The following is a 15,254-nucleotide window of genomic DNA, read 5'->3' on the forward strand; positions in this document are numbered from 1 at the left end:
AATTCCACCGGCTTGACTACACACCCTTAGCTGGGCGCACAACTGGAATTTGTAATTACATTCCATACATATTGGCATTCTTTACAATCACTCTATCTCCTTTTTCTAATTGTTCCTTAGAAACTCCTCTTAACCCAAGTCCAACATGCTCTGTTTTATATCCACAACCATTTGATTTTCGTTCTTTTGTATGTATATCGATGGTAGTAATTATAGTCTCTAATACACCTCCATTTGTTTTATAAACACACGCATTTTCTCCTTCTCTACACATTCCTGCTGATATGTTTCCTGTGGCAACTGTTCCAACCCCCATAATTGTAAATACATCATCAATAATCAATTCAAAGTCTTCTTTTAAACATAATGGAACATCTAATCTGTTCATATACTCTTTTTCTCGCTCTTTTTTGCTTTTACCAAATAATCCCATAGTGTTTCTCCTTTATAACTTCCGATTGTTTTAATTCTTCTCAGTTCCACCTTCTTGCCCTTCGGACAAGAAGTATCCCTCACTCAAAGAGCTCGGTCAATTCCCGGTTATCGTGGTAAAGCCCCTCAGGAACCTTCATTTTTTTTGCAAATTATAAGTTGTTATTTCAATGCTTTTTTATCATTTTCTTTTTCATCATATTATGTTCAAACTCAACCCATGCGATTTCAGAAAATAGAACTATCATATAAATAACCACCTGAACCACAACGCCATCCAGCTTTTTAATAAAATATCCAAAAACAGCTTGTGTAATAAATAGCACACAACCCAAAATAATAAAATTTCTGCCATGTCTATGGTTCCATTCCGTAACATTTGTCAGTTCATCTTTACGAAGTGGTTTCTCTCCTGTATTTATTGATACTGGTTTTTCAGACCTATACTGCATAATTCCAAGTATGATAAAAATAAGTGAAACCAATAATGAAATTACCAAATAAATAATTGTAGCTGCCATGTCTATTCCTCCAATTCAGCCTCTGCTTCCACTCTCTCTGCTTCTGCCCTCTCCGACTCTGTCTGTTTCTTATTCTTCGCATTCTCCATATGCCGGCAAAGGAGTTATTCTTGAATTATAAGATGCACAGTGGGACAGTCCTATGTGCCTCCTTTGTTTTGATACCTCTATTAGATATCAGAACGGTCGTTGCCACAAGCAACACAAATTAACTTTTTCGTTTTTGCCGCAGTAAACTGGATGACCGGTCCGGAAATGAGGATTGTTACTATGGTGCGTATGCCAAATTTTCCGCCCAGCATAACACCTGTCACAACCATCACGACATCCAGTACCGTTCGTACAATTTTTACCTGCCAGTTGTTCTTCTCTGCAAGAGAAAAAGTCAGTGCCTCATAAGAACCCCGCCCCAGGGAGGCTGCCGCATAAAATCCGGTTCCTATGGCAAAAATCACAATTCCTAATAACATGATAAGTGCATTTACCCATATATGCGTACTGTACACATGTGCATTTGCAAACAAATCTACACAAAGGCTATATACAATCTGATAAAGTATCGTGCCGATATGTATCTGTGACCTGTCATAGAAAAACGCAAATACAATCATAACTATGGCTACTATCATGGATGCCATACCGATGCTTACATGAAATGTTTTTGAAATTCCCTGCCATAATACCGCAAGGGTGGCACCACCAAATCCCGCATACAGCGCCAGCGTAATGCCATATGCCGCAACGACTGAACCAGCCACTATAATAATTAATTTTATTGTCCACTCCAATTTACTCATGTCATTCCGTTTTTCCATTCCATTCACTTATCATATTCCAACATCTATCCAATTTACACTTCCAAAATTTTACACTGTTCAAGTCCCGCACTCCAAAACTCCTCAATCGGCATACCTTTCACCTGACAGATAATGCTTGCATTCATCGCACCATGTCCCACAATCAGGATATCCTTACCTTCCTGTAGCTGCGGGTCTATCACTTCCTTCAAAAATGCTCCGGTTCTTGCAAAGAGTTCCTCCCAGGTTTCTGCTCCACCTATCGATTCGTGATATTCTCCCGGCTTTTGAAACAAAATATTAATCGGGCAATCCGGAATAGCAAAGCTGTTTTCGATTCCCTCATAATCACCAAAACTCATTTCCATCAGCCGTTCATCTTTTATTATTGGAATTTCCCGGTTTTTTAACACAATTTGTGCTGTCTCAACAGCCCTTATCAACGGAGAACAATAACACACATCTATGTGCAAATCCTTATACTCTTCCCATGCTTTTTCCGCCATCAGGCGTCCTTCTTCATTCAATGGGATATCCGCTCTTCCCTGTATTTTATGTAATGCATTCCATTCTGTTTTTCCATGCCGCATAATATATAACATCTTGAATTTCTCCTAAAATCATAGTTTTTAACTTATCTTTCTGTTTAATAAGCCCCACAAACTCAGGAAACCTATTGCAGCCCCAAGCACCACTCCGGCTACTTTCATTAATTCATTGTTCCTAAATTTTTTATCTGGAAGAATGCCCGCTTTATTATAAGAATATTTTATATGATCTGTAGTATATGCAGTTATGGTATCTCCCACCTCATATTCTGTATATACACTTTCCGGCACCTGCATCCGCTTATTATATTCATTCGTTTTGCCACCATGATAATAGAAGAAATAATTTTGAGATATGGCATTATCTGCCGAAGCATCTTCGCTCCTTTTATCCGTTATCACTACATCTTCTCTATCATAATCTTCTCCTAGTACCATCTCTTCCATTTGCCTGTGAAGTGCATTCGACGTCAAAAATACGTTTAACCAAACCGCCAGAAAAGCTATGCTTAAAGCAGCAAAACAACTCCAGAACAGAACTTTCTTCTGCTTTCCGGTTAATCGTTCTTTTTGTTTCTGATGCTTCGCCAATTTGTTGCTCATGCTGTAATTCTCACATTCTTTCTAATCGTCTTACTTATCATACTTTTCCAGAAAATCCGTTGCCTTATCTTTATCTATATGCAGTTCCTCCTGCAGCAATAAAATAATTTCCGCCTCTGACTTTCCGAATCTGCGTCCAAGTTTTATAACTTCCTTCGTTTTTCCTACTATTTCGCCCTCTTCCAGACCTTCTTTTTTTCCTTCTTTTCTGCCTTCCTCTTCGCCCTGTTTCCGAATTCTTTCTTCTCTCTCAAAGCTCTTCATATATGCAAGACCTACCTCTCCATCCCGCTTGACTGCAGTTACCATCCGGTGTAACTTTTTCAGTTTCTCGGTGGAAGCATTCTCTACGGATGAATGCTCCATGTAATGCAGTAGCTGTTTTAATTCATCCGGTGGATTTCCTTCACTTCCTCTTGTATACAAAAATATGGTCTGCGCCCCATCTTCATACTTTAACTCCGGCACCTCGATGCAACAATTCTTGATTGTATACACCATACGATTCAGTCCAAAGGGATCATAGGTTGTAATGAAAATAACAACAACATTCCGAAGACTTCCATAGGTTTCGCCCGATGGTAAATTTCCGGCATCAATTTTTGCATGATAAAACCGGACTCTTCTTGGTAATGCTGCCATCTCGTTCTTCCCATCATTCTGGTCCGGTTCTATATCAAAGATTTCACCATTCTCTTCATCCAGATATACATCCAGCCGGATTCCGTGGGTTTCTGTATTCTCTCCGCAAAAGAAACGCTGCGGCACTACCGTAAGCTTTCCTATCTGTCGATGCAGAATGCATTCCAAAATATACCTCGCTGACTGTTCCCCATAAATTTTGTGACTGGTTAAGCTGTTTACTAAAAAGTCATCCACCAGATTCAGTTCTTCTAAAGTTCTCATTTTTCCTCCTTTTCCCATAATGCAGTGAAAAGCAGGATTGCATATATCTCATATTTTCCTAAACTTCCGCCTCTTCAATGCACTATGCGTTTATTAATTGTAATTAGAATTTAAAAGCATAGAATTCATTGAATTGATACTAGAAATTTAGACTGGCTTTCGCCATTCGAAAATCAGAATATATGCTTTGTGTTGATTGTAACAAATAAGTTCTTTGAATACAAGTAAATTTTTCCCAGTAGCTTAAACCTCACAGAATCTGTCACCGGTGTTTCTTACGGATGCCTAACGTCTTAAAGCAGAAAGAGGCAACAACCCTGCCGGGCTGCTGCCTCTTTCTGTTTTTATGCTTATGCTCTTATTTCTTAATTTTATTCTGCTTTGTCATCTACTGTAACAGTGATTTTGTTCAGGTGCCAGATATCATCCACATATTCCTGAATTGTACGGTCAGATGAGAATTTGCCGGAAGCTGCAATATTTAAGATTGCTTTTCTAGCCCATTCTTTTTCATCTGCATATGCAGCATTAATCTTCTTCTGTGCTTCCACATAAGAACGGAAGTCTGCCAGAATAAAGTAAGTATCTGCGTACTGTGTGCACTGTGTATTCAGCAGTGAGTTGTAAAGGTCACGGAACAATTCCGGATCATTTGGTGAATAAAATCCGTTGATTAACTGCATCAGAACTTTACGGACATTCTGATCATTGTTGAAAATCTGCATTGGGTCATAATCGCGTTTCTGCTCATGAGCAATCACTTCGTCAGAGCTCATACCGAAGATAAACATGTTTTCTTTGCCGACTTCTTCTGCCATCTCAACGTTTGCACCATCCATGGTTCCGATGGTAAGCGCTCCATTCAGCATGAACTTCATATTACCGGTTCCGGAAGCTTCCTTACTTGCGGTAGAAATCTGCTCGCTGACATCTGCTGCTGCAAAAATAATCTCTGCATTGGATACCTTGTAGTCTTCGATAAATACAACCTTAATCTTTCCGTTGATAGACTTATCATTGTTGATGACATCTGCAACAGAGTTGATTAATTTGATGGTAAGTTTTGCATTGCGGTAGCCTGCTGCTGCTTTTGCTCCGAAAATGAAAGTTCTTGGAATAAATTCCATATCCGGATGCTCTTTTAATTCATTGTAAAGATACATTACATGAAGAATATTTAAGAGCTGGCGTTTGTACTCATGCAGACGTTTTACCTGTACATCAAAGATAGAACGTGGATTTACTTCAATACCATTGTGCTCTTCAATATAAGAAGCAAGGCGCAGCTTGTTCTTATATTTGATATTTAAAAATTCCTGCTGAACCTTTTCATCATCTGCATAGAATTCTAATCTCTTGATGCGGGAAAGGTCTGTAATCCAGTCTTTTCCAACATATTTGGTTACCCAGTCTGCAAGCAATGGATCACCATGCATTAAGAAACGACGCTGTGTAATACCATTGGTCTTATTATTAAATTTCTCCGGGAACATCTCGTAGAAATCTTTTAATTCCTGTTTCTTAAGGATTTCTGTATGAAGTGCCGCTACACCATTTACAGAATATCCTGCACAGATTGCCAGATGAGCCATTTTAACCTGACCATCATATACAATTGCCATCTTCTCAATCTTATGGTTGTCTCCAGGATATTTCTGCTGGATTTCCAGTACAAAACGACGGTTAATTTCTTCTACAATCTGGTAAATTCTAGGAAGCAGTCTTGAGAAAATCTCGATTGGCCATTTCTCTAATGCTTCTGCCATGATGGTATGGTTGGTATATGCACAGCATTTTGTTGTAATATTCCATGCATCCTCCCACTCTAAGCCTTCTTCATCCAGTAAGATACGCATTAACTCTGCAACTGCTACGGTTGGATGGGTATCATTCATCTGGAATACTGCTTTTTCAGGAAGCATATGGATGTCTGGATGATTCTTCTTAAATCTTGCAATAGCACGCTGCAAGCTGGCAGATACAAAGAAGTACTGCTGTTTTAAACGAAGCTCTTTTCCTGCGATATGGTTATCATTCGGATAAAGAACCTCTACTAAGTTCTTTGCTAAGTTCTGCTGTTCGATTGCACGATGATAATCACCTTTATCAAAGGAATCCAGTTCGAAACATTCCATTGGCTCTGCATCCCAGATCATCAAAGTGTTTACCACATTATTGTTATATCCTACGATTGGCATATCGTATGGAATTGCTTTTACAGACTGATAGCCTTCCTGTACGAATCTGGTTCTTCCATCTGACTGTGCCTCTGCACGTACATATCCACCAAATTTTACTTCGAAATTGTATTCCGGACGTTTTAATTCAAATGGATATCCATTCTGTAACCAGTTATCCGGCTCTTCTACCTGATAACCATTCTCTATTTTCTGACGGAACATTCCATAATGGTAACGGATTCCACAACCGTATGCCGGATAGCCCAGAGTTGCTAAAGATTCCATAAAGCATGCCGCAAGTCTTCCCAGTCCACCATTTCCAAGTGCCGGATCCGGCTCCTGGTCTTCTACTGCATTTAAGTTGATTCCCATTTCCTCTAAAGCTTCTTTCACTTCATTGTATACCGTTAAGTTAATCAGGTTATTGCCTAATGCACGGCCCATTAAGAACTCCATGGACATATAGTATACAATCTTTGGATCTGCTTTATCAAATTCCTGCTGGGTTGCAAGCCACTGGTCAATAATTACATCTTTTACAACGTAGGATACTGCCTGAAAAATTTCCTGCTCGCTTGCTTCATCCATTGTCTTACGATAGAGGTGTTTTACGTTCTCAACTACCTCTTTTTTGAAGGTTTCCTTTTCAAACATTTTGCTTTTCATAATGTTCTCCTTTTGTTTCGATTCCGGTGTTTTTTGTGCAAAAAGGGAGCAGACCCCTGTCGGCTCCGCTCCCCTATCTTTATTCTGCTTATTTTTTTTCCACGCCAAGCACAACTGTTTCACCATTAATGTTCCATTCTTTCTGATATCCGTTCACCGTATCAGCCACAACGCTCTCAGCTAAAACTTCTTTTGCAATTTCATCTCCATATTTTGCGAAGATGTCTTTTACCTTCTGTTCTGCCTTATATGAAACAGTAATTTTATCCATTACTTCAAATCCTGCTTCCTTACGCATTGTCTGGATTTTGCTGATTAATTCTCTTACCATTCCTTCCTCTAAAAGTTCCGGAGTAAGGTTCGTATCAAGAACTACGGTCACTTCATTATCACCCTCTGTCATATAACCTTCCTGCTGTGTCATGGTGATAAGTAAATCCTCTTCATATAATACAACTTCGTCGCTTATACTGTCAAGTTTCAGTGCACCTGTGCTCTTAAGCTCAGCCATTGCCTTGTTGCCGTCTAATTCTGCAAGCGCTTTCTGAATCTGACCTAAATATTTACCGAATTTCGGTCCAACGGTACGAAGCTGTGGTTTGAAGGTATAGCTAGTATATGCACTGACATCCTCTGTAAATGTCACTTTCTTTACATTCAGCTCATCTTCGATAATCTCTGTAAAGTATTCGGATAATTCAAATGGTGCTTTTACAAACATATTTCCAATCGGCTGACGGTTCTTGATGTTTGCAGTATTTCTGCAGGCACGGCCCATAACAACGATTTTCAATACTTCGTCCATATTTTTCTCTAATTCACTGTCTATCCAGCTCTCGTTTGCCACCGGATAGTCGCAAAGATGGATGCTTTCCGGCGCACTCTTGTCGATGCTGCATACCAGGTTCTGGTAAATTTCTTCTGTCATAAAAGGAATCATCGGCGCTGCTACCTTGCATACAGTTACCAGTGCAGTATAAAGAGTCATATATGCATTGATTTTATCCTGCTCCATGCCCTTTGCCCAGAAACGCTCACGACAACGTCTTACATACCAGTTACTCATCTCATCTACAAATTCATCCAGTGCTCTTGCAGCTTCCGGAATACGATAATTACCCAGATTATTATCTACGGTCTTAATCAGTGTATTGAGTTTGGAGAGAAGCCATTTATCCATAACGGAAAGTTTCTCATAATCCAGTGTATATTTGGTTGCATCAAATTCATCAATATTTGCATACAACACGAAGAATGCATAAGTATTCCAAAGTGTTCCAAGGAATTTACGTTGTCCTTCCTGTACTGCCTTTCCATGGAAACGGTTTGGCAGCCATGGTGCAGAATTAATGTAGAAATACCAGCGGATTGCATCTGCTCCGTAAGTCTCTAATGCATCAAACGGGTCAACGGCATTTCCTTTGGACTTACTCATCTTCTGTCCATTTTCATCCTGTACATGTCCCAATACGATAACATTTTCATATGGTGCTTTATTAAATAATAAGGTAGACTCTGCCATCAGGGAATAGAACCATCCACGGGTCTGGTCTACTGCCTCGGAAATAAACTGTGCAGGGAACTGCTGTTTAAAGAGGTCTTCATTTTCAAATGGATAATGATGCTGTGCAAATGGCATTGCTCCTGAGTCAAACCAGCAGTCAATTACTTCCGGTACACGATGCATTTCGCCGCCACAATCCGGGCACTTGAAGGTTACTGCATCAATGTATGGACGATGTAATTCTACTTTGGCATCATCCGGGTTACCACTGCGCTCTGCTAATTCTGCACGGCTTCCGATACACTCCTGATGTCCACAGGAGCACTCCCATACAGGAAGCGGAGTTCCCCAGTAACGGTTACGGGAAATACCCCAGTCCTGAATATTTTCAAGCCAGTCACCGAAACGTCCTTTTCCGATAGATTCCGGAATCCAGTTTACGGTATTGTTATTGCGGATCAAATCCTCTTTTACTGCGGTCATCTTAATGAACCAGGATTCTCTTGCATAGTAAATCAGCGGAGTATCACAACGCCAGCAGTGTGGATATTCATGTTCAAATTTTGGTGCATCAAAGAGTAGTCCTTTTTCTTCCAGGTCTTTTAATACCATTGGGTCTGCTTTCTTTACAAATACACCGGCATATGGAGTCTCTTTGGTAAGTTCTCCTTTTCCGTCTACTAACTGGACAAATGGAAGGTCATATCTACGGCCAACCTGGGCATCGTCTTCACCAAATGCAGGTGCGATGTGAACGATACCGGTACCATCTGTCATGGTTACATAAGTATCACAGGTTACATAGTAGCCTTTCTTATGCTGTTTCTCACAGATTTCCTTTGCGCAGTCAAATAATGGCTCATATTCCTTGTACTCTAAGGACTTTCCTGGGAAAGTATCCAATACTTCATATGCTTTTACGCCATTTTCTTCATCCGCAAATTTGCCAAGTACCTTATCTAACAGTGCTTCTGCCATATAATAAGTATATCCGTCAGCAGCTTTTACTTTACAGTAAGTCTCGTCCGGGTTTACACAAAGTGCAACGTTAGATGGTAGTGTCCATGGAGTTGTGGTCCATGCCAGGAAATATGCATCTTCTCCGATTACTTTGAATCTTACGATTGCGGAACGTTCTTTTACCGTCTTATATCCCTGTGCTACTTCCTGAGAAGAAAGCGGAGTTCCACATCTCGGGCAGTAAGGAACAATCTTGAAACCTTTGTATAACAGCTTCTTATCCCAGATTTTCTTAAGAGCCCACCACTCAGATTCAATGAAATTATCATCATAGGTTACATATGGGTTATCCATATCAGCCCAGAATCCAACGGTTCCTGAAAAATCTTCCCACATTCCTTTGTATTTCCATACGGATTCTTTACATTTCTTGATGAATGGCTCCATACCATATTCTTCAATCTGCTCTTTTCCGTTTAATCCTAAAAGCTTTTCTACTTCCAGCTCTACCGGAAGTCCATGGGTATCCCATCCGGCTTTACGTGGGACATATTTGCCCTTCATGGTCTGGTATCTTGGAATCATATCCTTGATAACACGGGTTAATACGTGACCGATATGTGGCTTACCATTTGCAGTTGGCGGTCCATCATAGAAAGTATAGGTCTCGCCTTCTTTCCGGTTCTCCATACTTTTCTTAAAAATGTCATTTTCTTTCCAGAATTCTACAGTCTGCTTTTCTCTGTCCACAAAATTCAGATTTGGGGAAACTTTTTCGTACATGTTAGTCCTCCTTAAAATTTCAGTTTCTCGCTAGCCGCGTAAAAAAGAATGTGCCTTGGCACATTCTCGCGCCTGCGGCGGTCGCTTGCGACATCTACCTTATACGCCGCAGTGTGCATCCTCGCGGAGCGTTTTTTACTTTACTGGAAAGCAATTTCCTGTAAAGTAAAAAAGGCGCCGTCCTGTAATAAGGACGCGCGCCTGTCGTTTCTAACCACCTTGTTACAACATACTTGAAGCTTTCTGCTTCGCATATACGTTCCCATAACGGGGGAAATCCGTCAGTTTCTACTAACGCAGCTTTGCCTGTTCGAACTGCAACTTGGAAGTGATTTTCATTTTCCATTTACTCATGCCGGTTTCCACCTGCCCCGGCTCTCTTTGACTTTCCATGGAAAACTACTCTCTTCGTCATCGTCTTTTCATATTCTTAATAAGTATAGAACCTGTATTTTTAAATGTCAATTCCTATTTTCAAATTTTCTATATCTACAGATGCTGCCACCGGGAGCTTCTTACAGATTTCTGGCAGCTTCTTACAAATACTGAGCAACACAAAACGAGGCGGCATCCTTCCGGATACCGCCTCCCGTTTATGTAGGAAACCCGCAATGCGTGTTTCTTATGTTTCATTTACAATATGTCTCTTACAGGATTCTCTTAATCCATCCTTCCGGAGCTTCGATACGTCCCATCTGGATTCCGGTCAGAGTATCATAAAGTTTCTTGGTTACAGGTCCCATTTCTTCCATTCCACTTGGGATTAAGATTTCTTTACCATGGTCAACAATCTTTCCGATTGGGGAAATAACTGCTGCTGTTCCGCAAAGTCCTGCCTCTGCAAAGTCTTTTACTTCATCAAAGTATACTTCTCTGTGTTCTACTTCCATTCCAAGATAATGTTCTGCAACATATACCAGTGAACGGCGTGTAATGGATGGCAGAATAGAATCTGACTTCGGTGTAACCAGTTTATTATCCTTGGTAACAAAAATGAAGTTTGCTCCACCTGTCTCTTCTACCTTGGTTCTTGTCTTAGGATCTAAGTACATATTCTCATCAAATCCGTCTGCATGTGCAGTTACGATTGCGTGAAGACTCATTGCGTAGTTCAGACCAGCTTTGATATTACCGGTTCCGCAAGGTGCTGCACGGTCATAGTCACTGACACGGATGGTAATTGGCTTTGCGCCACCCTTGAAATATGGTCCTACCGGTGTACAGAACATACGGAACTGATATTCATCCGCTGGTTTTACACCGATTACAGGATTTGTTCCCATCATGTATGGTCTGATGTAAAGTGTTGCACCGGAACCATATGGTGGAACATATGCTGCATTTGCTTCTACTACCTTCTGTACTGCATCTACAAAACGCTCTTCCGGGAATACCGGCATTTCCAGTCTGCGTGCTGAATCTGCAAGACGGCTTGCATTTAAGTCAGGTCGGAAAGTAACGATATGTCCATCCTCTGTTGTATATGCTTTCAATCCTTCAAATACGGTCTGTGCATACTGGAATACACCTGCGCATTCATTCAATACAATATCTGCATCATCGGTTAAAGCTCCCTCATCCCATGCTCCGTTTTTGAAATTTGATACATATCTCTTATCGGTCTTTACATAACCGAATCCAAGATTAGACCAGTCTAAGTCCTTCTTTTCCATAATAACATCCTCCATTCATTTGTCGCAAATAGATGTTATAACCTGGTGTTATAGCTTTCTATTGTTCTATGTTTTTTCATTATTTTAGTCCTATAAAAGCTATTTGTCTAGTATTTTTTTCTAGGAATACATAATTTTCTCACTGCCAAACATTTTCGCCAGTACCGTTGATAAAATACCGGTATAAATAAGGTTACTGACAAGACATGCCACAATATTGATTCCGCTGTAGGAGAAATCAAAAATTCCGGTCATGCCCTGCACACTGTTATAGAAAGGAATCAGATACCAGTAAAATTCCTTCGGTGCCCCGCTTCCAAGCATGGATGTAATGGAAATTACCATTACCACAACCATCAGCGGCATAATCATGGAACCTGCTTCCTTTACTGTCTTTGCAAATGCTGAAATTACAGCTAATGCTCCAACCAGTACCAGTACTGTGGTAAGAATCACCAGCAATAAAAGGATATAATCGGTGACGCTGTATACGCTGGCATCCATTGCATTGGATTCTGTTCCCATTAATTTTGGAAGGGATAACATGGTACCCACAAAACTGGAAATTCCACTTAAAAGTCCGATAATACCAAGGCTGATGATTTTACCCATGGCAAGCTGTCCACGTTTCATCGGTGTTACCAATAAGGTAGCAATAGTTCCTCTCTCCTTTTCCCCTGCTATGGATTCCGGTGCAATTGCCATACATCCTGAGAAGAGGAATATCATAAGCAGCATTGGAAGCATCATGGAGAAAATCTGTCCGGTGCTGTCTTCCTTGCTGGCAAGGTCATATTCTGTGTCCCCGCTGTTGACATCAAACTTGTTTGCCATAGAAGCTTCATATCCATCTAATACTGCAGTCATAATCTGGTAACATGCTGTGGATTCGGTATCTGCAGAATTATAATATAAGGCTACCTGCGGAGCCGGTGTAGCTGCTGTCATACTGTCATATGCCTGCACATCCGCTTCAAAATTCTCTGGAAATACCATCAGCATTTCCGCATCTTTATCGGTTACCGCCTGCTTCATATCCTCTTCGCTGACACCATCCCGGTCTAAATATTCCACATTGATGTCACTGCCTTTTATCATGGCTGAAACCGAGGATGGCATATTTTCTGCATAAATACGGTAAGTATAATCCTCATCTGCTTCGAATTTGGAGGTCAGTCCACTTCCCATGAAGCTGTACATGATATAAATCAGTAAGCCCGGCATTAAAATAGTCGTAAATACCATTCTCTTATCCCCGAAGAAGCGGGCAAGTTCTTTCTTTATAATTGTCATAAGATTGTTTCTCATTCTGCTTCACCTACCGTTTCTTCATAGATTTCAAAGAATCTGTCTTCTAATGATTTGCCATTTTTCACTGCCTCTAATGTATCGCAGATAATCATTTCTCCCTTGATGATAATTCCGACTCTGTCACAGATTTTCTCAATCAGGCTGAAAATGTGGGTAGAAACGATGATGCTCTTTCCTTCTTTCTTAAGCTCTAACAGGAAATCCGTTACTACTTTGGCTGTCAGAACATCAAGTCCGTTGGTCGGTTCATCAAAGATAATGATTTCCGGGTCATGGACTAAGGAAATAACCAAAGAAACCTTCTGTTTCATACCGGTAGACATATCCTTTACTTTCACTTCTGCAAACTGTGTGATGCCGAAGCGGTCAAAAAGTCTCTTCTTTCTTTCATCCCGGACAGCCGGCTCTACTCCGTATAAATCCGAAAAGAAATTATATAAATAATTTGGTGTAAAAAAGCCCTCTAATTTCAGTTCACTGGTCAGAAAGCCGATCTTGCCACGTACTTCTTCCGGTGCATTAACAATACTGCTGCCATCTAAAACAGCATCTCCGGAATCCGGTTTAATCAGTGTTGCCAGCATACGAAGTGTGGTTGTCTTTCCGGCTCCGTTTGGTCCAAGCAGTCCAAACACCTCTCCCCGATAAGAAGTAAATGATAAATCATGCACTGCAATTCGCTTCTTCTCATTGGTTTTCTCAATCTTTTGTTGTTTCTGGGATAATGTAAAGGTCTTATTGAGACCCTTTACCTTCATAATCTCCTCCATAACTTCTCCTTTCAGTTATCGTCTTGATTGTACTATTGTATTATTACACTTGTGTATCTGTGCGTCAAGCACTATTTTTTTCAACGGTTAGTGCTTTCCTTTTACTTTCCGGTATTTCCAGGTAAATGAAGCAAAAAGCACTGAACAGATTTGATTCTCCATTCAATGCTTCTTATGTTCTTCTTAAAAATTCTCAAAATTATGCTGCAGATAATCCTCTAAATCCTGATAGTCATCCGGTGCTTTCATTTCACCATCAAACTGATATTCATAACGTCTTAGGAATTCATCCGGCCCACTGGTTCTGCCTGCTGCATGAATAATCAAAAGCCAGTACGTTACAAATGCAAGTATACCAACTACAGCTGTTACAATACCTGCAACTGCCATTCCAGGGTTCTGTTTTTGTTTCACCAGATGTATAATTCCAAAAACAATTGCCAGAATTGCAGTTATAATATTGATTCCGGTGCAAAATAATACCAGTGAAATCAGCCCCAACACCATGGATGCAACTGCGAAACCTTTTCCCGGCTCCTCTTTCCGGTTATCTGCCGGACGCTGATTGTAATTTGGCGGGTACGGATTCCCATACTGCGGATTCTGGTTCTGATTCGGCGGGTATGGATTCCCATACTGCGGATTCTGGTTCTGATTCGGCGGGTATGGATTCCCATACTGCGGATTCTGATTTTGATTCAACGGATATGGATTCCTGTTATCTGGATACATTCTGCTTCACCAATTCCTTTTTAATAATAGTAGCTATATCCCAAAGAACTTAATGATACTGCACCAACGATGTACAGGATAAGTACCAGCACCAGAAGTGCAATGGTAATAATACTGCAGACAATACCTGCTGTTGCCATTGGGGAATGCTCGTTTTTCTTATTATAAAGAATGCCAAGGATTAATCCTACAATTGCACAAGGAAGTCCTACAATCCAGAAACAGATTGCCGGGATGGATACAATTCCCAGTACCATGGATGCAATTGCCATTCCTTTTCCGGATGAAGCCGGCTGGTTGTAACCATACTGTGTCTGGTCGAAGCTTCCATATGCCTGCTGCTGTGGCTGCTGATAAGTTCCATATCCCTGCTGGGACTGGTCATAACCATAGTTCTGCTGTGCATACTGCTGATTCTGGTTATAAGCCTGCTGGTCATAATTCTGCTGTGGCTGTTCATATGCCTGCTGTGGCTGGCTATATGTCTGCTGTGGCTGTTCATATGCCTGCTGTGGCTGGCTATATGTCTGCTGTGGCTGTTCATATGCCTGCTGTGGCTGGCTATATGTCTGCTGTGGCTGACTATATGTCTGCTGTGGCTGGCTATATGTCTGCTGTGGCTGGCTATATGTCTGCTCATTCGTTCCATTTTCAGTGTTGAAATTTTCTTCACTCATTATAATACATCCTCCATTAGTATAAAATATTTTCTCCCATTTATTGTAACAAATGCCTACCCCCATTACAAGAAAAATAAATGAAATTATAAAATTTTTATAAATTTTTTCTCATATATTTTATCATAAACTTTGCAAATCCGGAAAAAATGGTTATAATGAAGCATATTTATACTCATTACTTGCTTTTT

13 protein-coding genes are annotated in these 15,254 nt (G+C 40.5%); all 13 read right to left on the reverse strand.

All coding sequences use genetic code 11. The features are described 5' to 3' along the window. Window positions 1-55: 55 nt before the first annotated feature. The 13 genes from DWY37_RS14090 to DWY37_RS16190 all read right to left on the reverse strand — a co-directional run bounded on the left by DWY37_RS14090 (window position 56) and on the right by DWY37_RS16190 (window position 15,063). Window positions 56-433 carry a hypothetical protein gene (locus DWY37_RS14090; protein WP_118057280.1) on the reverse strand — a complete coding sequence of 126 codons (378 nt, stop codon included), beginning with the start codon at window positions 431-433 and terminating at the stop codon, window positions 56-58. A gap of 166 nt (window positions 434-599) precedes the next feature. Beyond that, window positions 600-953: a hypothetical protein gene (locus tag DWY37_RS14095; protein ID WP_022243417.1), complete on the reverse strand. Its 354-nt coding sequence runs from the start codon at window positions 951-953 to the stop codon at window positions 600-602. Window positions 954-1,123: 170 nt separating this feature from the next. After that, window positions 1,124-1,768, reverse strand: a complete 645-nt coding sequence (locus tag DWY37_RS14100) for a YczE/YyaS/YitT family protein (protein WP_330417625.1) — start codon at window positions 1,766-1,768, stop codon at window positions 1,124-1,126. A 35-nt stretch (window positions 1,769-1,803) separates the two neighbouring features. Next, the gene (locus tag DWY37_RS14105; RefSeq protein WP_117699079.1) at window positions 1,804-2,352 is read right to left on the reverse strand and encodes a histidine phosphatase family protein; all 549 of its coding nucleotides are present in this window, start codon (window positions 2,350-2,352) and stop codon (window positions 1,804-1,806) included. 27 nt (window positions 2,353-2,379) lie between these two features. Continuing rightward, window positions 2,380-2,901, reverse strand: a complete 522-nt coding sequence (locus DWY37_RS14110; protein WP_117699080.1) for a hypothetical protein — start codon at window positions 2,899-2,901, stop codon at window positions 2,380-2,382. Window positions 2,902-2,931: 30 nt separating this feature from the next. Next, the gene (locus tag DWY37_RS14115) at window positions 2,932-3,807 is read right to left on the reverse strand and encodes an Rpn family recombination-promoting nuclease/putative transposase (RefSeq protein WP_118541643.1); all 876 of its coding nucleotides are present in this window, start codon (window positions 3,805-3,807) and stop codon (window positions 2,932-2,934) included. 371 nt (window positions 3,808-4,178) lie between these two features. Next, window positions 4,179-6,653, reverse strand: a complete 2,475-nt coding sequence (locus DWY37_RS14120) for a glycogen/starch/alpha-glucan phosphorylase (protein WP_118541663.1) — start codon at window positions 6,651-6,653, stop codon at window positions 4,179-4,181. Window positions 6,654-6,741: 88 nt separating this feature from the next. After that, window positions 6,742-9,900 carry an isoleucine--tRNA ligase gene (ileS, locus tag DWY37_RS14125; RefSeq protein WP_118541645.1) on the reverse strand — a complete coding sequence of 1,053 codons (3,159 nt, stop codon included), beginning with the start codon at window positions 9,898-9,900 and terminating at the stop codon, window positions 6,742-6,744. Window positions 9,901-10,547: 647 nt separating this feature from the next. Next, a complete protein-coding gene (locus tag DWY37_RS14130) occupies window positions 10,548-11,573 on the reverse strand; it encodes a branched-chain amino acid aminotransferase (protein ID WP_117699083.1) in 1,026 nt (341 codons plus the stop codon). A 120-nt stretch (window positions 11,574-11,693) separates the two neighbouring features. After that, the gene (locus tag DWY37_RS14135; RefSeq protein ID WP_118541647.1) at window positions 11,694-12,881 is read right to left on the reverse strand and encodes an ABC transporter permease; all 1,188 of its coding nucleotides are present in this window, start codon (window positions 12,879-12,881) and stop codon (window positions 11,694-11,696) included. Then, on the reverse strand, window positions 12,878-13,654 hold the full coding sequence (locus DWY37_RS14140) for an ABC transporter ATP-binding protein (RefSeq protein WP_117699085.1): 777 nt from the start codon (window positions 13,652-13,654) through the stop codon (window positions 12,878-12,880). The genes DWY37_RS14135 and DWY37_RS14140 overlap by 4 nt, the downstream gene beginning before the upstream one ends. A 183-nt stretch (window positions 13,655-13,837) precedes the next feature. Further along, window positions 13,838-14,386, reverse strand: coding sequence for a DUF4190 domain-containing protein (locus DWY37_RS14145; RefSeq protein WP_117699086.1), 549 nt, complete (start codon window positions 14,384-14,386; stop codon window positions 13,838-13,840). A 20-nt stretch (window positions 14,387-14,406) separates the two neighbouring features. After that, entirely contained in the window at window positions 14,407-15,063 is a 657-nt protein-coding gene (locus tag DWY37_RS16190) for a DUF4190 domain-containing protein (protein ID WP_243093195.1), read from the reverse strand. Window positions 15,064-15,254: the final 191 nt, after the last annotated feature.

The sequence above is a fragment of the Roseburia sp. AF25-13LB genome, assembly GCF_003478915.1.
Taxonomy (GTDB): domain Bacteria; phylum Bacillota; class Clostridia; order Lachnospirales; family Lachnospiraceae; genus Roseburia_C; species Roseburia_C amylophila.

Excerpts from the sequence above, each read along its gene's own strand:
- DWY37_RS14110 (WP_117699080.1), bottom strand. The coding sequence starts at position 2,901 with ATGAGCAACAAATTGGCGAAGCATCAGAAACAAAAAGAACGATTAACC.
- ileS (WP_118541645.1), bottom strand. The coding sequence starts at position 9,900 with ATGTACGAAAAAGTTTCCCCAAATCTGAATTTTGTGGACAGAGAAAAG.
- DWY37_RS16190 (WP_243093195.1), bottom strand. The coding sequence starts at position 15,063 with ATGAGTGAAGAAAATTTCAACACTGAAAATGGAACGAATGAGCAGACA.
- DWY37_RS14095 (WP_022243417.1), bottom strand. The coding sequence starts at position 953 with ATGGCAGCTACAATTATTTATTTGGTAATTTCATTATTGGTTTCACTT.
- DWY37_RS14140 (WP_117699085.1), bottom strand. The coding sequence starts at position 13,654 with ATGGAGGAGATTATGAAGGTAAAGGGTCTCAATAAGACCTTTACATTA.
- DWY37_RS14090 (WP_118057280.1), bottom strand. The coding sequence starts at position 433 with ATGGGATTATTTGGTAAAAGCAAAAAAGAGCGAGAAAAAGAGTATATG.
- DWY37_RS14120 (WP_118541663.1), bottom strand. The coding sequence starts at position 6,653 with ATGAAAAGCAAAATGTTTGAAAAGGAAACCTTCAAAAAAGAGGTAGTT.
- DWY37_RS14130 (WP_117699083.1), bottom strand. The coding sequence starts at position 11,573 with ATGGAAAAGAAGGACTTAGACTGGTCTAATCTTGGATTCGGTTATGTA.
- DWY37_RS14135 (WP_118541647.1), bottom strand. The coding sequence starts at position 12,881 with ATGAGAAACAATCTTATGACAATTATAAAGAAAGAACTTGCCCGCTTC.
- DWY37_RS14100 (WP_330417625.1), bottom strand. The coding sequence starts at position 1,768 with ATGGAAAAACGGAATGACATGAGTAAATTGGAGTGGACAATAAAATTA.
- DWY37_RS14105 (WP_117699079.1), bottom strand. The coding sequence starts at position 2,352 with ATGTTATATATTATGCGGCATGGAAAAACAGAATGGAATGCATTACAT.
- DWY37_RS14145 (WP_117699086.1), bottom strand. The coding sequence starts at position 14,386 with ATGTATCCAGATAACAGGAATCCATATCCGTTGAATCAAAATCAGAAT.
- DWY37_RS14115 (WP_118541643.1), bottom strand. The coding sequence starts at position 3,807 with ATGAGAACTTTAGAAGAACTGAATCTGGTGGATGACTTTTTAGTAAAC.